The organism is Pollutimonas nitritireducens, assembly GCF_002849615.1.
In the GTDB taxonomy this organism is placed as follows: domain Bacteria; phylum Pseudomonadota; class Gammaproteobacteria; order Burkholderiales; family Burkholderiaceae_B; genus Pollutimonas; species Pollutimonas nitritireducens.
In genome coordinates this window covers 1-23,902 of record NZ_PDNV01000005.1, presented here as the reverse complement: position 1 = coordinate 23,902, position 23,902 = coordinate 1, and the positions used below count along the sequence as shown (strand labels likewise).

Below are 23,902 nucleotides of genomic sequence, written 5' to 3'. Positions count from 1 at the left end.
GGCCGGGGTCGAACGGTGCGCGTGTCAGTCCCGGAAATTCTCGAACTGCAGCGGCAATTCGACGTCGGCTTTCTTGAGCACGGCAATAGCAGCCTGGAGATCGTCGCGTTTCTTGCCGCTGATGCGCAGTTTTTCGCCGTTGATCTGGGCTTCGACTTTCAGCTTGTCCGCCTTGAGCGCTGCAATGAGCTTCTTGGAGATGGCCTGCTCGATACCCTGCTTGATCGTGATCTTCTGGCGCGCGCCGCCCAGGTTTTCCAGGGGGGGAGCGACATCCAGGCACCGCACATCGATGCCGCGCGCCGACAGACGGCCACGCAGGATGTCGAGCATCTGATTCAATTGAAAAACGCTGGAGGCGGACTGCGTGACCACGAAACCATCAAGCTCGAATTTGGCGTCGGTGCCTTTGAAGTCAAATCGTGTGACCAATTCGCGGCTGGCTTGATCGACAGCGTTGCTGAGTTCATGCTTGTCAACTTCTGAGACGACATCAAATGTAGGCATACCAGGATTCCAAGAAAAAAAAAACAATAGTCTAGTATACGGAATTAGACCGCCACAGCAGCTTAGCCCGGTGTGGCGGCAAGCAATTCAGCCTGCTTGCGCAATTCGAATTTCTGTATCTTTCCGGTGGAAGTCTTTGGAAGCTCGCAGAATACAACGGCGCGCGGCACTTTGAATCCGGCAAGATGCTTCTTGCAGTGTTCGATAATTGCCTCTGTGGTCGTCTCGGCGCCTTCCTTCAGTTCGACGAATGCACATGGCGTTTCGCCCCAACGTGTGTCCGAACGCGCCACGACCGCTGCGGCGAGGATATCGGGATGACGGTAAAGGACGTCCTCGACCTCAATGGACGATATATTCTCACCCCCTGAAATAATGATGTCTTTGCTGCGATCTTTGATCTTCACATAGCCGTCCGGATCCATCACGGCCAGGTCGCCGCTATGAAACCATCCGCCTGCCAGCGCTTCCTGCGTCGCTTTCGGGTTCTTCAGGTAGCCTTTCATGGCAATATTGCCTCGAAACATGATTTCGCCCATGGTTTCGCCATCAGCCGGTACCGGCTGCATGGTTTGCGGGTCCATTACCGCGATGCCGCGCTCAAGGTGGTAATTGATGCCTTGACGCGAATTAAGGCGCGCGCGCTCGCCAATGTCGAGATCGTTCCATTCGTCGTGCTTGGCACACACGGTGGCCGGGCCGTAGGTTTCTGTCAGACCGTAAACATGCAGCAAGTCAAAACCGAGACGTTCCATGCCTTCGATCATGGAAGCCGGCGGAGCCGCCCCTGCGACCATGGCTTTGACCCCTTGCGGCACCCCCTCTTTCATGGCACCGGGCGCGTTGACGAGCAAGCTGTGCACGATGGGGGCACCGCAATAATGCGTCACACCATGTTCCCTGATTGCGTCGAATATGGCTTTGGCTTCGACCTTGCGCAGGCATACGTTGACTCCCGCGCGCGCGGCAATCGCCCACGGAAAGCACCAGCCGTTGCAATGAAACATGGGCAGCGTCCAGAGATAAACGGCATGTTTGGGCATATCCCATTCGAGAATGTTGGAAATGGCGGCGGTTGCCGCGCCGCGATGGTGATACACGACACCCTTGGGGTTGCCGGTAGTGCCGCTGGTGTAGTTCAGGGCAATGGCATCCCACTCGTTCTCGGGCAATTGCCACGCATAGTGGGGGTCGCCATCGGCAATGAAGGTCTCGTAGTCGATGCTGCCTATAGCTTTCGCATCGCCGCCATACAAGCTATCGATTACATCGATCACTTGTATGGGTGATGCGGAACTGCGCAAGGCCAATGCCTTGGACATCACTGGCGCAAATTCCGTATCCACGATGACAGTCCGCGCTTCCCCGTGGTCCAGCATGAAGGCGACGGTTTGCGGGTCGAGACGTGTATTGATCGTGTTCAGTACCGCACCGGTCATGGGTACGCCAAAATGAACCTCGACCATTTCCGGGGTATTGGGCAGCATGACGGCGACCGTATGGCCTTTCGACACGCCGCTTCTTTCAAGCGCGCTGGCCAATTGGCGGCAACGATCATAAAGCTCGGACCAAGTGCGTCGCAAGGTATCGGGACCACTGCCATGCACAATGGCAAGACGTTGCGGATAGGCGCTGGCGGACCGTTCGATAAATGACAAGGGCGAAATCGAGGCGTGATTCGCCGGTGTCTGGGGCAGATCCTGGTCAAAAATGCTGGGCATTCTGGTCTCCTTTAATTATTCTGTGGCAGTGCTCGTTATCAGGATAATACTATTTGAAGCGGCTTCAGGTAATGACCTAGAACAATGCCATTACGCTTAGCAGTAAGGGCACCAGTATTGCGGTTACGACCCCGTTCAGCCCCATGCCCAATGCGGCAAATGCGCCGGCCGTATCGCTGGACTGGAAAGCTCGCGCCGTGCCGATTGCGTGTGCACTCAAGCCTAGCGCAAATCCTTCGACCCGGGGGTCGTTCAGCCGCAGAAGCGTCAGTAGCCACCCCGCCATGATGGCGCCTGCGATACCGGTAATGGCCACGGCAACTGTCGTCAGTGAAGGGGATCCTCCGCTCAAGGCGGTAACCTCCATGGCAATAGGCATGGTCGCAGACTTTGGTGCCAGCGACAGCTGCGTCTGGATGGATGCGCCCAGCATCCGCGCAATCAAGATCGCAGAGAGAATGGCCGTGCTGGAACCGACCATTAAAGCAACCAGTATGGGCGACCATAAGCGCTTCAGTCGCGGTAGTTGCGCATACAGCGGTACAGCAAGAGCCACAGTGGCGGGGCCGATGAGGAAAGGCAGGAAGCTTGTGTGTTCCGCATACAAGGCGTACGGCGTGTTGGTCGCAGTCAGCACCAGCACGATGAGCACCACGGCCGTCAATACTGGCAACAACAGGGGATTTCCGCCGCTGCGCTGATACACGGCGGCTGCCAAGAGGTACGACAGCAAGGTCAGTGTCAACCAGAAAAGCCTGGAATCGACCAGGAAAGCCCATAGGGTTTGGAACGTTTCGCTCATGAACCTGGCGCCCGTGACCGCCTGAGCATCCAGCGAAAACTGAGTGCAGTGGCCACGATGGTAAGCGCAACACCTCCAATGCACGCCAGCAGGAAGGGAATCCATTCATCAGCCAGCGGCCCGAAGTGCAGCATGATTCCGGCCACCAGAGGGATGAACAGCAGCATCAGGTGCTTGAGTAGATGATGACAAGTATCGCGAAGACCCACCGGCACCCTTCCATGAAAAATCAACGCGACCAGCATGAGCAGCATTCCCGCCAGAGGCCCGGGTACAGGCAGGCCAGTCAGGCGCACCACGACTTCGCCAAGGAATTGCATGATGAACAACGCAGCAATGGCGGTTAAAACCGGCATGAAGATCTCCTTCCCTGGCTATACGGCTAGCCGGCGAATCCGCCGGCTTCCAGGTATTCCTGCTCGGCTGCCGTGGTTATACGTCCCAGCAAACGGTTGCGATGGGGAAATCGGCCGAACCGCGCGATGATACGGTGGTGTTCTTCCGCAAACGCGCGTGTCGAGGGGTCCATATCGACCTGAAGGGCCAGCGAGCGCTCCTGGTCGGCCAGGGATTCGGAGTGTTCAAAAGGCAGATAGCAAAAGACGCGCAACGCCGGCTCAATATCCTGGTCCAGGCCGGAACCCACCATAGCCGTCGCGAAATAGCGGGCCAGCTCATCGGTAGCGAACATGTGGGCGGTGTCCCGGAACGCATTCCTGGGAAATTGATCCAGGAGAATCAGCAGCGCCAACCCGCCGTCGGCACTGCGTTGCCAGTGGTCCAGTTCGCGTCGTGCCGCTGCCAGGTGCAATGGTAGGAACCGATTGCGGAAGTCCTGGTCGAAAATCGTGTCTTTCTTGAACCACCGCGGCGGCCCGGCTGCCTGCCAGAATGAAAGTATGCCGTTGGGGGATTCACTGTGAACGCTATCTTGTATGGTCATGATCTGCCCTGGACGATCAGCCGCGCCCGACAAAGGGCATATTGGTCGCCATGATGGTGATGTTCTGTACATTGGCGTCGAGTGGCAGCTGGGCCATGTGCGCCACCACGCGGCCGACATGGGCGACATCCATGCGAGGTTCGGCCCGCGTGCTGCCATCCGCCTGCAACACACCGGCCGTCATGCGATCGGTCATTTCGGTGGCGGCGTTGCCAATATCGATCTGCCCGCAGGCGATATGGTAGGGACGGCAGTCGAGCGAAATTGATTTCGTCAGACCCGAGACTGCATGCTTGGTGGCCGTATACGCTATCGAGTATGGCCTGGGCGCGTGGGACGAAATCGAACCGTTATTGATAATGCGCCCCCCTTGCGGTTGTTGCTTTTTCATCAAGCGTATGGCTGATTGCGCGCACAGGAACATGCCGGTCAGGTTCACGTCAACCACGGCGCGCCAGGTCTCAATGGGCAGGTCCTCGATGGGCACAGCGGGAGCGCCGCGCCCCGCATTATTGAACAAGAGGTCAAGTCGACCAAAGTCGTTTTCTATACGGGCGAACAAGGCATGGACGGACTGTTCATCAGTGACGTCGGTGGGAATCGACACGGCGCGCGATCCATTATTTGCTGCCATCTCGCGCGTCTGCTCCAGCGCATCGGCACGACGACCGGCCAGTACGACTTGATAATTATTGGCGAGAAGCTCCAACGCCACGGCGCGGCCGATGCCGCTGCCCGCCCCCGTTACTACCGCTATTCCTGCTGTCTTGTCCATTATTATTGCTCCCTGGAGTATCAAATCGGTAGCTTGCAATCATACACGTGAGCACCACAGGAGCTTCTTATGTTGGGTGTCCATACCGGCATTTCCGGATGGGGCCGGGCGCCCCTCTTCGCCGTCGCGATGGTCGTGACGGATTTGCACGTCAAGGCACGGCACGATGCCGCCCCAATGTCCAGCCCTGCCGCATCGCTGCCGTCGCAAGAAGAATGGCAGCGACTCCGAACCACTGCAGCCACTGCAGGCGATGGCCGAACGCTGCCCAGTCGACCAGGATTGCGACAACAGGATAGATAAACGATAAAGCACCCGTCAACGCGGTGGGCAGCTTCTGGATGGCGCCGTAGAGCAGTACATACATCAGCCCGGTGTGTATGACGCCCATCGACAGCAGCATGATCCAGGCCAGCGCTGTCTGTTCAGGCAGAGCAGAAACCTCCGCAAACGGCGCGAGAAGCAGGATGCCCGTACAAACCTGGATCAGGGCGATCAGGTGTGGCGGAGTACCCGTCAGCCGTTTGACCAGCAAGGCCGCGATGGCATAAAGAAAGGCCGCCGCCAGAGCCAGCGCAATACCCATCAAGTAGGCGTGTCCGCCGCCTGTGGTGCCGTGCGACTGGGTGATGGCCAGCATGCCAATAAAAGCTAGGCTAAGCCACATCATTTTGTCCAATGTAATGCGCTCGCCCAGGAATATGGCTCCCAAGGCGACGAGCATGAACGGCTGTGTGTTGTAGACCGCCGTGGCAATGCCGATCGAGGCGCCGGAATACGCGGCAAACAAGAGCACCCAGTTTCCCACGATGGCGCCCCCGCTAGCAACGGCAATCCCAAAGACCGACCAGGTTATCAGGCCGGGACGCAGGAATCCCATCAGCCCGCATATCAACAGCAAGGTAAGAGCACCGAACACGCAACGCCAAAATACGACATCCAGCACGGGCTGTCCCGACATCAATACAAACCAGCCGATAGTGCCAGAAATCACCATGGCGGCGGCCATTTCGATTGAGCCGCATTTAACTTGATTTACCATCGCCAGACTCCTTTATTCAGACAGGCAAAGTTTGACGCTTTCCAGGCTGGCCATCCATGGCTAAAATTAGGTGGAACACACTGTTCACCTTTTTATCAGGCATCAAAATCGGGGTTCCTCCTATTTAATAAAATGCACGACGAAATCGACCGTATTCTCATAGCCGCGCTCATGGAAGACTCACGGCTTTCCCTCAAAGCGCTGGCCCGCGCCAGCGGACTGTCCTCACCCAGCGTCGCGGAACGTCTGCGGCGTCTTGAAGAGCGTGGAGTCCTTACTGGCTACACCGTAATGGTCGACCCAAAGGCATTTGGCTATCTTCTACAGGCGATCGTCCGGATACGCCCCCTTCCTGGCCAATTGCATTCAGTCGAACGCCAAATCCAGGCTATTCCGCAATTTACCGAATGCGACAAGGTGACGGGCGAAGATTGCTTCGTTGCACGATTGAATGTACGTTCCATGGAACAACTGGATACCATCCTGGACAAGCTTGCCAATCAGGCTGAAACCAATACAGCCATTGTCAAGACCACGCCGGTCAAGCGGCGTTTGCCGCCGCTGACTGAACGATAGACAGCAACGATTACCCATTACACATTATGATCGACTTAACTACGACGGGTCTAACGATAAAGCGGACTCAGGACGGCAGCGGCATGAAGCGATGCAGCGTGGCATGGGTAATTCTGGCAACGGCTCTGGTTTTGTCGGGCTGCATGGGATCCCAGGCACAACATGGCACTTCCCAACCCCGCGACGAGGAAATGTCTTTCGATCAGCTTGGGCAAACCGACTTCAACCGTACCGTCACTATCGCCATGCGCGACAACCTGGACAGTCTGAGCCGTTTGCTGGAAAAGCTCTATAGACGGAACCCAGGTGAATGGCGCAAGACCGGGGCCCAAAGCCTTGCGGAGGCTGTGCGAGAGGGGCGGGAGGCCATCCGTAGCGGTCAGGGTCCTGCCGATCTGGCCGCGCTACACGATATTGAAATTCTCTCCCTGGCGCTGGATCCAGCTTATCAGGGCGATCGAGCAGGCACGCTTATCTTCGGCTTGTCCGACATGGTTGTGCGCGCGCACAATGGCAAGACCCGCTTTTATGCCACCGATGTGTTGAACGCACAGCATGTCTATAATGCGGCGAGAAACGTCGAGATTGCGGCGTGGTTGCTGGCAACCCGCCGCGACGCTGGCGGCAAGCCTTTGCTGCTTGCAAACGAAATAACAGATGCAATCTCCAATCTGAGCTTTGAACGCGAGTTTGGACAACTAGTAGGTCGCCTGGATCTCGTGGCCAACCTGCTGGATGAAAATCTTCGGCGTGTCGGCATCAACTATATGCAGGGACTGCTTTTCTTCAATTTCCTGCCTGTCCGGTGAGGCGCCGGCCGCGCAAGAGTGACTGGATTACCGACGCGGAGCGCCATGGTCACCGCTACCTTCCGATTCTACGAAGAGCTCAACGACTTCCTGGCGCCTGAACGGCGCCGACGGGCTTTTGATATGCCTTGCGCTCGCGCCGCCACGGTCAAGCACATGATAGAGGCGCTGGGCGTACCTCATACGGAAGTGGAACTCGTGCTGGTCAACGGCATATCGACGAGTTTCGACAAAATATTGGACAACGGTGATCGTGTGGCCGTGTACCCAAAATTCGAAACCTTGGACGTGAGCGCGCTGCTACGCGTGCGCGCACATCCGTTACGCGACTTGCGTTTCATTGCCGACGCGCATCTGGGCGGTCTGGCGCCGCTATTGCGACTGGCCGGGTTCGACACACTCTATAAGAACAACTATCAAGATGACGAGATCGAGGCGATTGCCGCCACGCAGCATCGCATCGTATTGTCACGTGATCGCGAATTGCTGAAACGCCGCAGCATTACCCATGGCTGCTACGTAAGGGCGTTGCGATCGGAGCAGCAATTCCGCGAGGTCGTAGACAGGTTGGACTTGACCAGTAGTGCCCGCCCCTTTTCCTTATGCCTCAAGTGCAATGCGCCCTTGCGACCCATTGACAAGGATGCAGTATTACATCTGATTCCCCCACGCACACGGGCAATCTATGAAGAATTCAGCACTTGCGATGTCTGCAAGGGAATATTCTGGCAAGGATCGCATTGGCAGCGCATGCGGGCATTGCTCGATGAAACAATGCGGACGCACTGATACCATTATTCCAGTGTAAAGCCCACCTTTATTGATACCTGCCAGTGCGCCACCTTGCCGTCAGTGACATGACCGCGCGTTTCGGTGACGTTGAACCACTGGATATTGCGCACGGTCTCGTGCGCTTTCGCGATAGCGCTGCTGATCGCGTCTTCAATTCCTACGCTGGACGATCCAGTCAGTTCGAGTTGCTTATAGACGTGATTGGTCATGGCTACACTCCTTGGACGAGGGAAAGGTACGCGTCCCATGTTAGGTGCTTTGCCCATGAACCACAAGTGCCCTCCATCGCCGCGACATAAGCAATCGCACTCAGGTCACATGCAGGAACGGCCGAAAGCGCCTGAGTACCATGATGATGCTCAGTGATACGCCGAACACCAGAGTTGCCATAAACGGGATAGACCACCAGGACGATTCGCCAGAACCGAGAAGACCGGTCATGGCTTCGAATCGGTCCATTACGAATATATGGATGCAGTAGATGCCCAACGTGCAAGCCGATATGCGATTCAACGCCGCCGCATAGGGACGCAGCGCGCTGCCCAGGCCGTACAGGACATTGAAAATGCAAACGGACGCCGCCATGACCAAGGGTGATAGATAATCGTAGAACAGGGCATCGGGTGCCTTGACATGCGTGGAGTAAACAAAAGTCGCCACCATCGTCAGCACGCTGAAGACCACGAAGAGGCCGGCACTCGCCCACCAGTATTGGACCTTGGAGAGCTTATTCTGATATACCTCGTAAACATAGGCGCCCAGGAACAGGTAACCCATAAGTCCTATCACCGGCGTCGCCGACGACAACAGCGAAAAATCGCGGTCTAGTCCGAAACCGGCCCCTACAATGGGCCATCCCGAGACAAGCATCCAAAGCAATAAAAATGCTCTTTTATCGGACGTTTGCGACGAAGACCAGATACGCCGCAGCAACGGTACGAACAGATAAATGCCGAGTATTGCGTACAGATACCATAAGTGAAAAACGACGGGGCCACTGGCCACCGCCTTCACCCATTGCGTCCAGGCACCATAGCCCCTGCCCTGCCATGCATTCCATGTCATGTAGAACAAGGACCAGAACAGCAACGGTGGCAGAATTCGCGCAAAACGCTTGGTGAAAAACACCGGAATATCTTCGTGCCTGTTCAATAGCAACACGCCCGAAATCATAAGAAACACCGGGACGCAACTGCGCGTGAGCGAATCGTAGAAGTTGGACGCCCACCACTGGTCGTCGAAGATACTGAAATTGACTGCCGCCACATGTAAGACGATCACCATGAAACACGCACCTACTCGTGCGGTATCCATACCGGTACTGAAACTGCTTTTTGTCATGCCTGGTTCCTGTTCACTGCAAAACGGCGCCTGGGGATCTCCCGCAGGCGCCGCGTTCAGTAGTAACATAAACCGGCGTTTCGATGTGCCATTGCCTATGTCCGGGTGTTACCAGCGGTCAAACGCCCCGGCGAACAACGGGGGTCTACAACACCATGCATCAACATTTGTTCGGCACCACAGGCCACCGGGTTCCAGTCATTGGACAGGGAACCTGGTATATCGACAACGCGCAGCGCAGCGCCGCCGTTTCCGCAATCCGACTCGGCCTCGAACTTGGCATGCGCCATATCGACACAGCAGAAATGTATGGCTCCGGCGCCGCGGAACGCGTGGTTGGGGAAGCAATCCGCGGGCGGCGCGATGATGCTTTTCTGGTATCCAAAGTGTTGCCGGAGAATGCCTCCCGTCACGGTACGCGCGCGGCGTGCGAAAGCTCCCTGAAGCGCTTGGGCACAGACCACCTCGACTGCTATCTGTTGCATTGGCGTGGCTCTTACCCTCTTGAGGAAACTTTCTCCGCATTCGAAAGCCTGCAAAAACAGGGCAAAATCCTGTCGTTTGGCGTCAGCAATTTCGATGTCGACGATCTGGACGAGGCACTGGCCCTGCTGGGACGGGGACGCCTGGCCTGCAATCAGGTGCTTTACCATCTGGGGGAACGTGCCATCGAACATGACGTCATTCCCTGGTGCGACGCCAACAATGTTGCCGTCGTGGCATATAGTCCATTGGGACATAACGCCTTCCCTGAATCGACGACACCGGCGGGCATGACGCTGAACGAGATCGCGCGGGCCCGCGGTGCGACCCCACAGCAAATAGCATTGGCCTTCCTGACGCGTGCGTCATCGGTATTCGTCATTCCCAAAGCGATCCAGGCAGCGCATCTTGAACAGAACGCCGCCGCCGGGGACATCACGCTTTCCAGCGATGAAATCGCGCGTCTGGATCTGGCGTTCCCCCGCGGCGCCCGCCCTGAATTTCTACCTGTCATCTGAAGGTCCACGGTGGTTTGGCACGCCTGCGTATCCAATTGAGCGGGAAACTGCAATGATCTACCAGGCTCTTGCCGATCTGGTTCTACTGGTGCATGCCTCATTCATCATGTTTGTGGTTTTCGGCGGCGTGCTCGCATTATGGAAGCCATGGATCGTCCTCCTGCATATGCCCGCGCTCGCGTGGGGCGCAGCCGTCATAGGAATGGGCTGGACCTGTCCGTTGACTCCATCGGAAAACACGTTACGCCAGATGGCGGGCAACAATGGATACGCCAGCGGGTTTATTGAACACTACCTGCTGGTGGCGATATATCCTCCGGGTCTCACGCGACAGCTGCAAACGCTATTGGCGGTACTACTTATTGTCGCCAACCTTGTTGTCTATGTCCTTTTGTACCACCGCAGAAGGCGCCAGGATTCTGCTCGGCCCACGCACAGTTCGCGAACAATGCAACGCCGAGGCGCGAGCTGCCTAAGGAAATGCTCGGCAGCAAATAGACCCAATACATTTTTAATCAGGAAGCGATATGCGTATAGTCGTCGGCTCCGACCATGCCGGCTGGTCTTTAAAAGGTTCCATCATCGAAGCCGTTAAAAGAATGGGACATGAAATTCATGATGTCGGCAGTCATTCTGACGAACCTGGGGATTTTCCAGATATTGCCCGGGCACTTACGGACCAGATCAAGGCCGGATCCGCGGACCGCGGCATTATGGTGTGCAGGACCGCTGTTGGCGCCAGTATCGCCGCCAATAAGGTTCGGGGTATCCGGGCGGCCGTATGTCACGATGTGCATTCCGCCCATCAATGCGTCGAGCATGATGATGTGAACGTCATGTGTATCGGCGCACAGATTGTCGGCCCCTGGCTGGCCAACGATCTGGTCGAGTCCTACCTGCAGGCGCAGTTTTCCACTGATGAAGATTGCCGTCGGCGGGTGGAGAAACTCCACCAGATGGAACTGTCTTCGTGACCGGGAACTATCGCACTCTGGCGAGACGAAGGCATATGCAGCAAGGCAAGAATCGTGAACGACGAAGTGACTGGCGTTACCAGCATCTTCGTCGACACTCGATCCGGGAATAACAGCATTTGCGTTTATCCTGGCGCATCGCGACACATGACCCGCGACGATATCGACACCCACGCTTCCGATATTGCTGCTTCCGCAGTCTTCGTCGTGCAGCTCGAACAACCAGTGCAAGCGGCTGTGCGTGGTCTCGAACTTGCAAAAAAGAACGGCGTAATCACAATACTCAACCCGGCGCCAGCCTGTGCGTTACCTGACGACGTCTTCCCGCTGTGCGACTACCTCCTGCCTAATGAAACCGAGGCAAGCATCCTGTCAGGCATTGAGGTGAACTCGATTGAAAGCGCCAAGGCGGCAGCGCATGTACTGTTGGCAAAAGGGGCAGCCAACGTAATCATTACACTGGGCGAAAAAGGTGCATTGCTTTGCAATGCAGACGAAGCCTATCTGGCGCCTGCGTTCAGCGCTGGCAAGTGCATCGATACCACTGGCGCCGGGGACGGGTTCACAGGCGGCTTCGCCGCTGGCTTGTCCCGGGGCTTGCACGTAAAAGAAGCCATGCGGTTTGGCGCCGCATTGGCCGGCATTTCGGTCACCCGGCACGGCGCTGCGGTATCCATGCCCACCGCTGCCGAGATCGAAGAAGCCATGGCGGGGCTGCCCCACGGGTCGGCCGGCTAGACAAAATCGCGGCAAGGTCACACCTGCTCTTCGCCAGCGCTGTTGCCCAGACCATCAAGCAAGTGTGGCCAAGCGCCGCAGGCCACAGCGTGGCCAATGGTTTCATGCAACAGTTCCTGGACCTTCGTCGCGGCTATCGACATCGGCAATGTTGCCGACCGACAGGAATAAATCGATCGAATCATCTGGGGATTGTTGATCCGCAACATGAGTAGTCGTCCGGCTACCACATGGTCGTTAACCGCTGCATACGACAATATGGTGGACCCGACGCCGGCCGCCACCAGTTCGATTAGCTCGGGTATGGCGTTGACTTCAGCAATCACGTTCAACGTTGCGTTTTCCTCCAGCAAATACGTCTGGATACGCCGTCGTAAACTGTGCGCTACCGTCGGCAAAATCATCGGTAGCGATCCGATGGATCGCAAGGCGACATCCGTCCTGTTGCGCTGCGGCGGCAGGCGCAGACGCAACAGCTCCCGCTGTGATGTCACAAGCACCAGTTCTTCATCCATCAGGTGTTTGAAGTTCATCCGTACATCTTCTTCAACGCCGAACGTCACACCGATGTCGATGTACCCACGCATAAGCTGATCGGGAATATAGCCCGTGCTCATTTCGACCATTTGAAGTTGAATCTTGGGCCATCGCAGCACGACCTCCCGTACGAGTGGTACGGTCACAAATTTGGCGACAGATTGTGGCAGTGCAATCGAAACGCGGCCACTAGGATCATCCACAGCGCCACGTACGTCGTCGAATGCAACATCCAGACGTCTCAATACCTCTATTGTGTGCACCAAGAGTCGATCACCCGCGGACGTAAGCGTTACGCCACGCGCGTGCCGCTCAAAAAGCGCTGTGCCCAACTGCTCTTCGAGTTGCTTGATTTGAACGCTGAGCGCGGGCTGAGCGACATGCTGCAGTTGCGCCGCCCCCGAGATGGACCCGGTAGAGGCAACGGCGACAAAACTTCGTAGACTTCGCAGATCGAAGGCCATTTGAACTGTCCCTGGCTATGAGTGATCAACCTATACAAGAATACTATACCTGCCATGAAAATTTAATCTTTGACCTATACCCAGCTCGCGTTCAGAATCCAGCCTCGGATGTTCCGAATAACGTTCAAAAACTCAAACAGGATGGAGACATGAACATAACAACTCGCCACTTACTATTGGTCGGAATCGTTGCAGCTGCATTCTCGTTGCCGGCTATGGCTCAGCTGGGCGGTGGAAAAACGACGACCATCGTTGTACCGTTCTCGGCAGGAGGCCCTACCGATTTCATTGCACGGCTGCTCGCCGAACCCCTTTCAAAAGAGCTCGGCATGCCCGTGGTCATCGACAACCGTCCGGGAGCAAGTGGAAACATTGGCACCCAGAACGTCGTCAACGCCAAACCTGACGGTTTAACACTGGTCCACAGTACAGCGGCCATGCAAGCGGTGAATCCGTTAATGTATCCCAGCGCCAATTTCGAGCCATCCCGCGATCTGATTTCGGTTGGCATCACGGGGGCTTTACCCAACCTATTGGTCGTGCACCCCGAGTCCGGCATCAAGACAGTTGAAGAGCTGGTCAAAAAAGGCAAGAAGAACGGCGCGCAACTGAGCTTCGCGACCTTCGGCCCTGGAAGCTCACCTCATTTTTTTGGCTCTTTGCTGGAGAAAGCCGCGGACATCTCCGCCATGCCCATCCCGTATAAAGGCAGTGCAAGCGCCATTACCGACATGTTGGCAGGCCGCATCGACTTCATGTTCGACAGCATGACCACCAGCGTCACGCAGGTCAAAGCCGACAAGTTGGTGCCCCTTGCCATTACATCGTCGAACCGCTCTGCGCTCCTGCCCGACGTGCCCACGTTGAAGGAAACGGGTTTTGGCGACGTGGATGTCGATTTCTGGTTCACCTTGCAAGTTCCTTCAAAAACGCCGCCAGATGTGGTTGCCAAGCTGCGCCATGCAATTGATAAAGCCGTGCAAGATCCAACCTACCGTCAGAGTGTTGCAGCACGCGGCGTGGAAAATTTCTATGTGGCACCGGCAAACCTGGATACGTTCATGAGCAGCGATACGAAAAAGTGGCGTGAAGCCGCCCTATCCATTGGCATCAAGGCTGAGTAATTCACTTCCATCTGCGAGGCAAAAAATGAAGCCACTTAAAGGTATGAAAGTCGTTGATCTGACCAAGGTGTTGGCTGGACCGCTGTGCAGCCAATATCTTGGAGAGTTCGGCGCCGATGTCATCAAGATCGAGACGCCGGGCACAGGCGACGATACGCGAGGGTGGCTTCCCCAGGACCATGGGCAATCCGCGGTCTTCCTGGCCGTCAACCACAATAAACGCAGCCTGGCCGTCGATCTCAAGACGGAAGCGGGTCTGGCAGCTGTTCACCGGCTAGTTCAAAATTCCGACATTGTGATGCAAGGATTTGGGGGAGGCACCGCAAAAAAACTGGGCGTTGACTATGAAACGCTGGCGGCACTGAACCCCAAACTGATTTACTGCGAGATTTCGGGATACGGACGAACGGGACCCATGGGGAACGAGCCGGGCTACGACGTCATGTTGCAGGCCTTCAGCGGTATGATCAGCACCATCGGCGAAAAGGAAGGGCATTATGCACGTGCCAGCTTTTCGCCGGTCGATATCGGTACGGCCATGCACGGTCTAAGCGGTGTGCTGGCCGCTGTCATCGAACGCGGACGGACCGGCAAGGGCGTGTACCTCGAGATATCGCTTCTGGATACGGCGCTGGGCTTTATGTCTTATATGGCTCAAAGTTATTGGCGCACGGGTGTGAACCCGAAACCCATGGGAACGGCCCATCCGTCCATGTCGCCTTATCAGGCATTTCAAGCATCGGACGGACCCATCATGCTCGGGGCTGGCAATGACGCCCAATGGCGCCGATTCTGCTCGGTCGCCGGTCTGGATAGCTATGTCGACCACCCCGACTTTGCCACCAATGCCATACGCATGAGCAATTTGGCCAAAACCGAAGCCCTGGTGCAGGACGTAATGAAAACCCGGACAGTATCAGAGTGGCTATCATGCCTTAGCGCGGTCGGCGTGCCCTGCTCTCCGATTTATAAACTAGGGGAGGCGCTGTCGCATCCTCAGGTCGCGTCGCGCGGCCTGATCGTGGCGTCGAACCACCCCGTGCTGGGAGAATTGCAGAATATCGGGCATCCGGTCCGGTTTCAGCAAAAGGACCGGACGGCCTCGCGTCCTCCCCCGCTGCACGGCGAGCATAGTGAAGAGATTCTTCTCGAGGCCGGCTATAGCCGGGAAGACATCCAGTCCTTCAAGGAGCACGGGATAATCACACAAGCCTGTGCTGCGTAGAATCGAACCACCCTCTACCAGCAGGCTCAACTATTGGAGTACACGGTGTCCGCATTAAGCTATGACGTCAACAATCAAGTTGCAGAAATACTGTTCAACAATCCGCCAGTAAATGCATTATCCGAGACCATGCTGGAGGACTACCTTGCAGCTCTGGAAGAGGCATCGCGCGATTCCAACGTTCGTGCCGTTATTGTGGGAAGCAAGGTTCCCGGCCGGTTCTCGGCCGGATTGAACTTGACGGCCATTCACACGGGTGAGACCAGCAAAGTACGGTCGCTGCTTGATCGCCTGTACGTCCGGATGACGGAAACCCAGTTCAATATGGGCAAGCCCACAATCGCAGCCATAGGCGGCACAGCGCGTGGCGGCGGCATGACTATTGCAATCTCCTGCGACATGATTGTGGCTTCCAGCACAGCGACTTTCGGCTATCCGGAAATCGACGCCGGCGTGCTTCCATCCATCCATTTCACGCATCTGCCGCGTATCATCGGCCGACACCGGGCGTTTGAGCTTCTGTTCACCGGACGCTCTTTTGACGCACAGGAAGCGGTATCGCTGGGACTGGTTTGCCGATTGACCGGGGACGGCCAGGAGCTCGAAGGCGCACGTCAGCTTGCGCAGACCCTGCGCGACAAATCGGCGGAAGTCGTCAGGTTCGGGAGGTCTGCATTCATGCATGCAAATGACAATGGCTATCGCCAGGCGGTATCTGCTGCAGCAGACAGTTTCTGCAACGTCGCTGCAACCGAAGCCGCCAAAGAAGGCATAGCTGCCTTTGTGGAAAAGCGCAAGCCTGTCTGGTGAAGGACACCCCGAGACGCCGGCCCGAAAGGCGCCTGCACCTTGTAACCGCACTAGAACTTCACGTTGATGCCTAGTCGGTAGCGACAACCATCTTCCACGATGATCGAGCTGACTGACGGGCGCGCAGGCAGCCAAGCGCCGGACTGCGGATATTTCCGCGCCGTGAACCGTCGTTACAGAGATTGTATGTGCTGGGCCATGCGATTCCGCATGGACGCATCCGGTAAGTCTCCATACGCCGCGCCCATGTTGTCCACCATATTCTTTGGGCGGCTCGTCGCCGGGGTCGCACAAGTGACTGCCGGGTGGGACACTACAAATTTCAGAAAGTACTGACCCCAGGATCGGATGCCCAGCTCGTCAGCCCAGCCGGGCACCTCGTGTCCCTTCACCAAACTGAATAGACGCGAGCGCCCGAACGGCGCATACACCAGCACGGCAATGCCGCGGTCTTGCGCCAGTGGCAAGATACGTTCCTCCATAATCCGGTTATCAATTGCATAATCCACACCGATAAAGTCCAGCGGCTCATCGCGCATCACTTTTTCCAGGTAGTCGTACTGGCTCGGAAATGTCGTGGTGACGCCCATGTAGCGTATCCGTTTCTGGTCGCGCAGGTCTTTCAATAGCGGCAACTGAGTAGGCAGATCGCCAAGATTGTGCACCTGGATAAGGTCGATAACGGGTTTGCGGACCGCGTTGAATGAAGCCTCGATCTGGGCCCGTGCCCGCGCGACATCTGCTTTTCCCCCGCCATAGCCGGCAACATTGAGCTTGGTCGCCCAGAACACCTTGTCCCGAATGCCGATGTCATTGACGATTCCTCCCGCCACGGATTCCGATGCGCCATAACTGGGCGCGGTATCAAAAACCGATCCACCGCGTTCCACCATGGCGGTGAATACCTGCTTCAACGCTTCAACATCGTGACTGCCCGCCGCGCTGGAGAACGTCGCCGAGCTGCCCAAGCCCACCACGGGGAGCGTCTCGCCGGAAGACGGGATACGCCGTGTGATCAAGATACCGGACGCCATACCGGATTTCTCATTTGCCCACAACGAGGCGGACTTGAGCATGGAGCCGGTACTGACTGCCATGCACAGCCTCAAATAATCACGACGAGAGATCATGTGGAAGCTCCTTTACCAAGCGTGTTAGGGGAAGGCAAGCCTGCAGGGATATGCCCGGATCTGTCGGACACCGCGATCCGCTGTTGCGTGCGGCCCAGCCAAAGCGCAAGTACCGCCCAGACGATGGCCAGAGGTACGGCGACGCTGGCCACGGCGGCCAGTCCCATTGCCAGGCGACCCAATGCGCCCTCCAGCTGGGCACCTGCCACGTCGCCAGCGCGATAGACGAAAGTGTCGATGAAGGCTTTGGCCTTGTACTTGTCTTCCGCGCTGACCACGGTGAACAGCGTTTCCCGGGCGGGACGCATGATCGCGCGCTGCACCGCCCTGAACGCCGACTCGAAAATGATCAAGGCAGCCAATGAACCTGCCAACGCAAGTCCGACAAATCCAAGCAATGCGGTGACGGGCAGCAGGGCAAGGGTGATATGGACACCCAGGCGCTTCATCAGATGGCCCGATACTAGGACCTGGATCACCAGGGTGGCAATTTGCGTGATCAAGTCGATTTGGGCAAAAAGCGTGGTGCGCGCGTCCACTCCACCGCCCAGGGCTGCCACCATTTGCAGCCGCGTGAAGTAAAGAAAGGTGGCCATTACGGCCAGGATCACGACGTAGACCGCAATGCCGGTCAGGTATCCTGACTGGAACACTGCCTTGATCCCGTCCCATGCACCGCCGCCGATAACGCCGGCGTCGGGCCGTGGCCGCCCCTCCAACTCGTCGTCATCCTGCGTTGTATGCGCAGGTTGGATGCGGACCAGCATGGTTGCCGCGCACAATGCCAGTATCAAGAAGCCGCTGGACACCAGTAGCAGAGCCGGGGTGCCCAGTGGCGCCGCGAGGACTGAAGCCAGCCATGGGCCAAAAATGGCGCCCAGAGTACCCCCCACGGCGATCAGCGCAAAAAACCGTTTACTCTGTTCCAGAGAGTACCGGTCGGACATCAAGGCCCAGAAGACCATGGAAGAAAATAGATTGAAGACACTGAACCAGACATAGAAGATTTGGCCGGTGATCAGGCCGACAACGTCAGGCGTAAAGACAATCAACAGGTAGAAAACCACGAGGCTGGACGCGAAGAACAAATACGTGGCAGAAATGAACACGATCCGGCGAAATCGGCTTACTAGCGTTCCAAATACGGGATTGACGAGCAGCGTCACCAGCGCGGTACCGACAAACAGCCATCGGACTGCATCCAATCCGCCTTGCATACCCAATGCTTCGCGCGCAGGCCGCAGCATCATCAGCGCGGTCAGCACGCAAAAGAAAAACAGCACGGACAGGGCCACCGGCGCGACCTCCGCGCGATGGACATTGAACAGGCGTTGTAATGTAATGGCCATGCACCGCCCTCTTAGCTTGCACGCCACCCCGCGATCGGCAGCCATATGTATTGACTACGTGATATGGTTTTAGAAGGCAGACAAGCAGCCAGCCTCTTCCATCATTCCAACCCGGAGAGCTCTCATGACGCTACCTTACACCAGCTCGATCAGAAAAAACCACTTCGCTATCGGGCCGGCTTTCCGCCGGACATTGCACAGCTTTCTCTGCGCCGCTGCACTACCGCTGCTTGCCTGGCAGGCCCATGCGCAGGCTCCGGCTCCCAGCAGCTTTCCCAGCGAGAAAGGCACGCTCATCGTCACTGAGCTGCTTACTGACCTGGACTACCCTTGGGCAATTGCATTCCTGCCAGAGGACGCTGGAGCATTGATCACCGAAAAAGCGGGGCGGCTGCGGTTGTGGAAACCGGACGGCACGCTGTCTGAACCCATAGCTGGCGTGCCTGACGTCTATGCGCGGTCGCAGGGCGGCTTGCTCGATGTCGTCCTGGCTCCGGACTTTGTAAAAAACCGGCGTGTGTACTTGTCTTATGCGGAACGCGGCAATGACGGTAAAGCAGGCACCACCGTAGGCTACGGCGTCTTGTCGGCTGATGGGCGCCGACTGGAAGACTTCACCGTTATCTTCCGGCAGATGCCCCGGCTGTCCACCGGTGCGCACTTTGGTTCGCGTCTGGTGTTTGACCGACAAGGGTACTTATTCATTGCCCTGGGCGAGAACAATCAACGTCCAACCTCTCAAGACCTGGACAAACTGCAAGGCAAAGTGGTGCGGCTCCTGCCCGACGGACGAGTTCCCGACGACAATCCCTTTGTCGGAAACGCAAACGCGCGACCAGAGGTCTGGTCGTACGGCCATCGCAATCAACAAGGAGCGGCGCTCAATCCCTGGACAGGCAGGCTGTGGACGCATGAGCATGGCGCACGTGGCGGCGATGAGATCAATATTCCGGAAGCCGGTAAAAACTATGGATGGCCACTGGCAACCCATGGCATCGATTACGGTGGTTCCGCCATACCCGAATCGAAAGGCACCCACGTTAAGGGAACGGAACAGCCCATCCATTTTTGGAAAGTATCGCCGGCAATATCGGGCATGGCTTTCTACGACGCCAAGCGCTTCCCTGCCTGGCGGCAGTCGCTTTTCATTGGATCGTTAAAGGAACACGCCCTTATACGGCTTGAGCTAGATGGCCATAACGTCGTGCGCGAAGAGCGGCTGCTCGAATCCCTGGACGCGCGCATCCGCGATGTGCGTGTCGGCCCTGACGGTTATGTTTACGTATTGACCGACGCGTCGCCGGGCCAGCTCCTGAAAGTAGGATTGAAAGAATAGGGATTCGACACTAAAAGCCGCTGCACTTTTTGGCGTGCGATGGATACCTCGTTAGCCTTGCGTACGTTGTTGTCGCCGCCGCTTGCTTTTATTCTTGGAAGGCGCTGGCGGTGGCGCATTGCGCCTAATAGACTCCATGTGCAGCCGCGCTTGCGTAGCGGCGCGCGCTGTCCGGGTTTTTACAATCAGCCGGGACACAATAAACGCCGCGGCGAACGCGACTACAAGCATGATACCGCTAGCCAAACTGATCAACCCTCTGCTCCTGAAAACTTACGAAGAAACAAAATAAATGCTCTATTTTCAGCGATTTTAGCCCGGTTACTGACGACCCCTCGGAGGACCCTCATGAACGAGACAAACAGCGGCACGATACGCGTCGGCATAGGTGGATGGACATACGAACCATGGCGAGGCACTTTCTATCCCGAAAGCCATCCCCAGAAGCGCGAGCTCGAGTACGCCAGCCGGCAGCTCACCTCGATAGAGATCAACAGCACCTTCTACGGAGCTCAGAAGCCGGAAAGCTTTGCCAAGTGGTACGAGCAGACGCCCGACACATTTATATTCTCGGTAAAGGCGCCCCGCTACGCTACCCATCGCAAGGTACTGGCGGAAGCTGGAAAATCAATCGAGCGTTTTCTGTCAGGTGGTGTGACGGAACTGAAACACAAGCTCGGCCCGATCAACTGGCAGTTTATGCCCAGCAAGATATTCGATGCTGGCGACTTCGAGGCGTTCCTCAAGTTGCTCCCGAAGCGTATCGATGGTCTTGCTCTGCATCATGCCGTCGAAGTCCGTCACGACAGCTTTCGGACGCCGGAATTCATCGCCTTGGCCCGGCGCTATGGCGTTGCCGTGGTGATGGACGTGGACTCCCAGTACCCTTTAATCGCGGACACAACCGCGCCATTCGTTTATATCCGGCTGATGGGCACTCAAGAGGGCGAGGCGCTTGGCTATCCCTCGGCTACCCTGAAGCTGTGGTCACAGCGTGCAAAGGCGTGGGCCAAGGGCGCAACGCCAAAGGGCCTGAGTCCGCTTGCGCCGGCCATGCCCGATGCCGACAAGCGCAATGTCTACCTGTATGTCATCGGCGGCCACAAAGTCTTGAATCCCATGGCAGCGTCGGCGCTTATCAAACATATTGGCTGACGAGCGCATTCGCTGGAAACCGGGCACTTCAGGTCGCCGGGTGTATCGCTCTCAAACGTTCCATCAAGGTCAGCGCATTGGGTATGGCCTCTCCTCGCGCCGTATTGTCGAATATGCACCAGGCCTGACAGCGTGACCGGCACGTAGCGGCGATCTTCACGGCTACCGCATCAATAAACGCATCGTCATACGCGGAGTAGTACATAAGCGGAGCACCATGCAGGCGGATATACAGGGTATGCGGGTCGCCTCGGGGCTCAATGCCCGATACCGGGGCCGGGTGCGCATGAACACAAGCTATACCTTCGTCCCTCATCAATTCAGCCGCCGCGGGGGTGAACCAGCTTGTATGGCGTGGTTCGCAGACGACAGGCACGCTCGTAAGACGACGCAACATGGAAAAAAAATCCGTTGCCACTGCTTTGTGCAGGGCCAGGCTAGGCGGCAGCTGCAGAAGCAGGCTCCCCAGCTTATCGCCCAGCATGGCGGTCTGGTCGACAAACGCGCGCATGGCGGCGTCCGCTTCCCGCAGCCGGAGTTCATGCGATATGCTGCGGGGAATCTTGACAGAAAACCGAAATGCATCCGGTACGCTCGCGGCCCAACGCGCATAGGTTTTGGGTTGATGTGGGCGGTAGAACGAAGAATTGATTTCCACCGACGGGAATACTTGTGCGTATCGTTCAAGATGGCTACCCTCGCTGGGAAAACGCGAAGCTACTCCGGAAGCCAGCCCCCAGCCGGCGCACCCGACATAAATCGCCTGCCCGGAACAAACGCGTGAATGGGAGATAGTGTCAGTCATGAGCTTGCGCTCCTCATGGTCATAGTGAAAATATTCACATCGTAACTTCGGTACCCAAACGCGAACGGTTGCGTTTAGGGAAACTTTGCTGACGCCACGAAACTCTTTGGTTGACAGCAAAAATCAATAAAATTATAATACGAATCATTCTCATTCAATAAATGGTTGACCGTGGGCATTGCCATACAGGAAATCTCGAAAGACGCCAGCGTTCCTCCCCGCATGGCCTGGCCAGCATGATGGCGCCCGCGTCGCTTAAGTCCTGGTATTGGGTCCATAAATGGTCCAGCCTGGTCTGCACACTGTTCCTCTTGGTGATCTGCATCACTGGTCTGCCATTGGTCTTTCACGAGGAACTCGAGCATGTGCTGGATGACGGCAAGCCCTATGCCGTAGTCGCCCAAGGCACGCCGCGCACCAGCCTCGACGGTATCGTTCAGAGTGCGCGTCAACAGTACCCTGGCGAAGTGGTCGAATATGTGTACATGGATGATCACGAACCGCTGGTCTACGTCGGCATGTCTCCGTCCCATGCATCAGACCCAAAGCAGCATCATTACATGCGTTTCGACGCCCATACCGGTGCGCTGCTGCAGGACGGAGACACGGTCGCCCAGGAGCAGTTCACATTTCTAGGTCTGATGCTCGCGCTACACGTGGACATGTTCGCCGGACTGCCCGGCCAATTATTCCTGGGCTTTATGGGGTTGCTCTTCGTCATCGCCATCATTTCCGGCATAGTGCTGTACGGACCCTTCATGAAAAAGTTGTCGTTCGGCACCGTGCGCAAGCAACGTTCCGCACGGTTGAAATGGCTGGACCTGCACAACCTGCTTGGCGCCGTTACGCTGGTATGGGCCTCTGTCGTGGGCGTGACCGGCGTCATCAATGAATTGGCTACTCCTTTGTATGGCCTATGGCAGGCCACCGAAGTCTCCGAACTGATCGCTTCATATCGCAACGACGCGCCGCCGTCACAACATACGTCCATGGACGCCGCCGTAACGGCCGCCGCCGGCGCAATTCCGGGCAATGAAGTGGTCAGCATCAGCTACCCGGGCAACCGTTACGCCACTTCCCACCACTACGTGATTTGGACCAAGGGCAGCACGCCGCTGACCGGCCACTTATTCACGCCAGTGCTGGTGGATGCAGGTTCGGGCGACGTGACCGCTGTGGCGCATCCGCCCTGGTACCTGAATCTCCTCGAGCTTTCGCGCCCTCTTCATTTTGGCGATTACGGCGGCATACCTCTGAAGATTATCTGGGTCCTGCTCGATCTATTGACGATCGTGGTGTTGGCCAGCGGCCTTTATCTGTGGATCGCGCGCCGCAAGGCCAATGATGCCCGTATCGAACGGATGGCGCGTAACTCCCCGCCGAGCCCGGCCGCGGCGAGGTCATGATGACGGGTAAAAGACCTGTCGCAACGTGGCGGCTTTGGGGCGCCCCTGCTGTGCTCGGACTGCTGACGTGTTTCGGCTTGTTGGCCGCATTGCTGGGCGTCGATATTTGGCACTGGCTGGCCTGGCTGGCGCTTGCAGTACCGGTCGCAACCGGTGCCTGGTTCTGGTCATTTCCGCGACGCCAGAGGAAAAGTCCGGGGCCCTGCGACACGCAAATTTGACCACCAAAACTAGGAACAGAATGTATATGCCTTGCAAAACATTGGCCCGGCCGGCTGTACGCGTCCTCGCCGCAACGAGTTGGCTCTCATGTTCGCTTACGGCAGGCATGCCGATTGCCTGGGCGCAGCTTGCTCCGCCTGCGTTACAAGGCGGCACGCGCACCCTGGCACCGATCACCGTCACCACGCAACCGGTGTTTGTCAACAATGATGTCCGCTTTTTCATGCAACAAGCTTCATGGTTTCCGGTAGCTCTTCATTGACCTTATCCGGGTTGAGCCAGACCTTGTCTATGCGCTTCCAGTTGCGCACGGTACGA

26 protein-coding genes and 1 pseudogene are annotated in these 23,902 nt (G+C 57.0%); 14 read left to right on the top strand and 13 right to left on the bottom strand.

The window, feature by feature from the left end; genetic code table 11:
* Positions 1 to 24 precede the first annotated feature (24 nt).
* The 7 genes from CR155_RS08150 to CR155_RS08120 form a co-directional block, all read right to left on the bottom strand.
* A complete protein-coding gene (locus CR155_RS08150; RefSeq protein ID WP_102069524.1) occupies positions 25 to 507 on the bottom strand; it encodes a YajQ family cyclic di-GMP-binding protein in 483 nt (160 codons plus the stop codon).
* Positions 508 to 569: 62 nt separating this feature from the next.
* On the bottom strand, positions 570 to 2,228 hold the full coding sequence (locus CR155_RS08145) for an acyl-CoA synthetase (RefSeq protein ID WP_102069523.1): 1,659 nt from the start codon (positions 2,226 to 2,228) through the stop codon (positions 570 to 572).
* Between the two features lie 76 nt (positions 2,229 to 2,304).
* Positions 2,305 to 3,030, bottom strand: coding sequence for an LrgB family protein (locus CR155_RS08140; protein ID WP_102069522.1), 726 nt, complete (start codon positions 3,028 to 3,030; stop codon positions 2,305 to 2,307).
* Positions 3,027 to 3,386, bottom strand: coding sequence for a CidA/LrgA family protein (locus tag CR155_RS08135; protein WP_102069521.1), 360 nt, complete (start codon positions 3,384 to 3,386; stop codon positions 3,027 to 3,029). Before CR155_RS08135 ends, CR155_RS08140 begins: the two co-directional genes overlap by 4 nt.
* A gap of 26 nt (positions 3,387 to 3,412) precedes the next feature.
* A complete protein-coding gene (locus CR155_RS08130; RefSeq protein ID WP_102069827.1) occupies positions 3,413 to 3,973 on the bottom strand; it encodes a DUF924 family protein in 561 nt (186 codons plus the stop codon).
* 16 nt (positions 3,974 to 3,989) lie between these two features.
* Entirely contained in the window at positions 3,990 to 4,748 is a 759-nt protein-coding gene (locus CR155_RS08125; protein ID WP_102069520.1) for an SDR family oxidoreductase, read from the bottom strand.
* A gap of 151 nt (positions 4,749 to 4,899) precedes the next feature.
* Positions 4,900 to 5,790 (bottom strand): DMT family transporter, encoded by an 891-nt coding sequence (locus CR155_RS08120; RefSeq protein WP_102069519.1) that lies wholly within the window; start codon positions 5,788 to 5,790, stop codon positions 4,900 to 4,902.
* A gap of 132 nt (positions 5,791 to 5,922) precedes the next feature.
* On the opposite strand from CR155_RS08120, the gene CR155_RS08115 reads away from it, so the two are divergent.
* The 3 genes from CR155_RS08115 (at position 5,923) to CR155_RS08105 (ending at position 7,964) form a co-directional block, all read left to right on the top strand.
* Complete coding sequence (locus CR155_RS08115; protein ID WP_102069518.1) at positions 5,923 to 6,366, top strand: Lrp/AsnC family transcriptional regulator; 444 nt, start codon at positions 5,923 to 5,925, stop codon at positions 6,364 to 6,366.
* 83 nt (positions 6,367 to 6,449) lie between these two features.
* Positions 6,450 to 7,175 carry a hypothetical protein gene (locus tag CR155_RS08110; protein WP_102069517.1) on the top strand — a complete coding sequence of 242 codons (726 nt, stop codon included), beginning with the start codon at positions 6,450 to 6,452 and terminating at the stop codon, positions 7,173 to 7,175.
* Positions 7,176 to 7,220: 45 nt separating this feature from the next.
* A complete protein-coding gene (locus CR155_RS08105) occupies positions 7,221 to 7,964 on the top strand; it encodes a Mut7-C RNAse domain-containing protein (RefSeq protein ID WP_102069516.1) in 744 nt (247 codons plus the stop codon).
* Positions 7,965 to 7,969: 5 nt separating this feature from the next.
* Here CR155_RS08105 and CR155_RS08100 read toward each other — a convergent pair whose 3' ends face one another.
* Positions 7,970 to 8,176 (bottom strand): dodecin, encoded by a 207-nt coding sequence (locus CR155_RS08100; RefSeq protein ID WP_102069515.1) that lies wholly within the window; start codon positions 8,174 to 8,176, stop codon positions 7,970 to 7,972.
* A gap of 100 nt (positions 8,177 to 8,276) precedes the next feature.
* Positions 8,277 to 9,308 carry an acyltransferase gene (locus CR155_RS08095; RefSeq protein ID WP_158238249.1) on the bottom strand — a complete coding sequence of 344 codons (1,032 nt, stop codon included), beginning with the start codon at positions 9,306 to 9,308 and terminating at the stop codon, positions 8,277 to 8,279.
* Positions 9,309 to 9,463: 155 nt separating this feature from the next.
* Between CR155_RS08095 and CR155_RS08090 the strand changes: the two genes are divergently transcribed.
* From CR155_RS08090 to CR155_RS08075, 4 genes and pseudogenes are all read left to right on the top strand, one after another.
* A complete protein-coding gene (locus tag CR155_RS08090; RefSeq protein ID WP_102069513.1) occupies positions 9,464 to 10,309 on the top strand; it encodes an aldo/keto reductase in 846 nt (281 codons plus the stop codon).
* A gap of 52 nt (positions 10,310 to 10,361) precedes the next feature.
* A pseudogene (locus CR155_RS08085) lies at positions 10,362 to 10,721 on the top strand (DUF2784 domain-containing protein); the annotation flags it as partial.
* Between the two features lie 115 nt (positions 10,722 to 10,836).
* Complete coding sequence (locus tag CR155_RS08080) at positions 10,837 to 11,283, top strand: RpiB/LacA/LacB family sugar-phosphate isomerase (protein WP_102069511.1); 447 nt, start codon at positions 10,837 to 10,839, stop codon at positions 11,281 to 11,283.
* 9 nt (positions 11,284 to 11,292) lie between these two features.
* Positions 11,293 to 12,021 (top strand): PfkB family carbohydrate kinase, encoded by a 729-nt coding sequence (locus tag CR155_RS08075; protein WP_102069510.1) that lies wholly within the window; start codon positions 11,293 to 11,295, stop codon positions 12,019 to 12,021.
* A 17-nt stretch (positions 12,022 to 12,038) separates the two neighbouring features.
* Here CR155_RS08075 and CR155_RS08070 read toward each other — a convergent pair whose 3' ends face one another.
* Complete coding sequence (locus tag CR155_RS08070; protein ID WP_102069509.1) at positions 12,039 to 13,022, bottom strand: LysR family transcriptional regulator; 984 nt, start codon at positions 13,020 to 13,022, stop codon at positions 12,039 to 12,041.
* A gap of 149 nt (positions 13,023 to 13,171) precedes the next feature.
* Here CR155_RS08070 and CR155_RS08065 point away from each other — a divergent pair, with 149 nt between their 5' ends.
* The 3 genes from CR155_RS08065 to CR155_RS08055 are packed head-to-tail and all read left to right on the top strand — an operon-like array spanning position 13,172 to position 16,181.
* Entirely contained in the window at positions 13,172 to 14,146 is a 975-nt protein-coding gene (locus CR155_RS08065; RefSeq protein ID WP_102069508.1) for a Bug family tripartite tricarboxylate transporter substrate binding protein, read from the top strand.
* Positions 14,147 to 14,171: 25 nt separating this feature from the next.
* Positions 14,172 to 15,371, top strand: coding sequence for a CaiB/BaiF CoA transferase family protein (locus CR155_RS08060; RefSeq protein WP_102069507.1), 1,200 nt, complete (start codon positions 14,172 to 14,174; stop codon positions 15,369 to 15,371).
* A gap of 45 nt (positions 15,372 to 15,416) precedes the next feature.
* Complete coding sequence (locus CR155_RS08055) at positions 15,417 to 16,181, top strand: enoyl-CoA hydratase/isomerase family protein (RefSeq protein ID WP_102069506.1); 765 nt, start codon at positions 15,417 to 15,419, stop codon at positions 16,179 to 16,181.
* A 173-nt stretch (positions 16,182 to 16,354) separates the two neighbouring features.
* Here the strand turns inward: CR155_RS08055 and CR155_RS08050 are convergent, their stop codons facing one another.
* Entirely contained in the window at positions 16,355 to 17,311 is a 957-nt protein-coding gene (locus tag CR155_RS08050; RefSeq protein WP_102069505.1) for an aldo/keto reductase, read from the bottom strand.
* On the bottom strand, positions 17,308 to 18,660 hold the full coding sequence (locus tag CR155_RS08045; protein ID WP_102069504.1) for an NTP/NDP exchange transporter: 1,353 nt from the start codon (positions 18,658 to 18,660) through the stop codon (positions 17,308 to 17,310). Before CR155_RS08045 ends, CR155_RS08050 begins: the two co-directional genes overlap by 4 nt.
* Positions 18,661 to 18,784: 124 nt before the next feature.
* Here CR155_RS08045 and CR155_RS08040 point away from each other — a divergent pair, with 124 nt between their 5' ends.
* A complete protein-coding gene (locus CR155_RS08040; protein WP_102069503.1) occupies positions 18,785 to 19,996 on the top strand; it encodes a PQQ-dependent sugar dehydrogenase in 1,212 nt (403 codons plus the stop codon).
* Positions 19,997 to 20,344: 348 nt separating this feature from the next.
* Positions 20,345 to 21,151 carry a DUF72 domain-containing protein gene (locus CR155_RS08030; protein ID WP_102069501.1) on the top strand — a complete coding sequence of 269 codons (807 nt, stop codon included), beginning with the start codon at positions 20,345 to 20,347 and terminating at the stop codon, positions 21,149 to 21,151.
* Positions 21,152 to 21,179: 28 nt separating this feature from the next.
* On the opposite strand, the gene CR155_RS08025 is transcribed toward CR155_RS08030, so the two are convergent.
* Positions 21,180 to 21,956 (bottom strand): DUF72 domain-containing protein, encoded by a 777-nt coding sequence (locus CR155_RS08025; protein WP_102069500.1) that lies wholly within the window; start codon positions 21,954 to 21,956, stop codon positions 21,180 to 21,182.
* Positions 21,957 to 22,192: 236 nt separating this feature from the next.
* Here CR155_RS08025 and CR155_RS08020 point away from each other — a divergent pair, with 236 nt between their 5' ends.
* Together CR155_RS08020 and CR155_RS08015 are read left to right on the top strand one after the other, a co-directional pair.
* The gene (locus CR155_RS08020; protein ID WP_102069499.1) at positions 22,193 to 23,362 is read left to right on the top strand and encodes a PepSY-associated TM helix domain-containing protein; all 1,170 of its coding nucleotides are present in this window, start codon (positions 22,193 to 22,195) and stop codon (positions 23,360 to 23,362) included.
* Positions 23,359 to 23,583, top strand: a complete 225-nt coding sequence (locus CR155_RS08015; protein WP_439650423.1) for a hypothetical protein — start codon at positions 23,359 to 23,361, stop codon at positions 23,581 to 23,583. The genes CR155_RS08020 and CR155_RS08015 overlap by 4 nt, the downstream gene beginning before the upstream one ends.
* Positions 23,584 to 23,902: the final 319 nt, after the last annotated feature.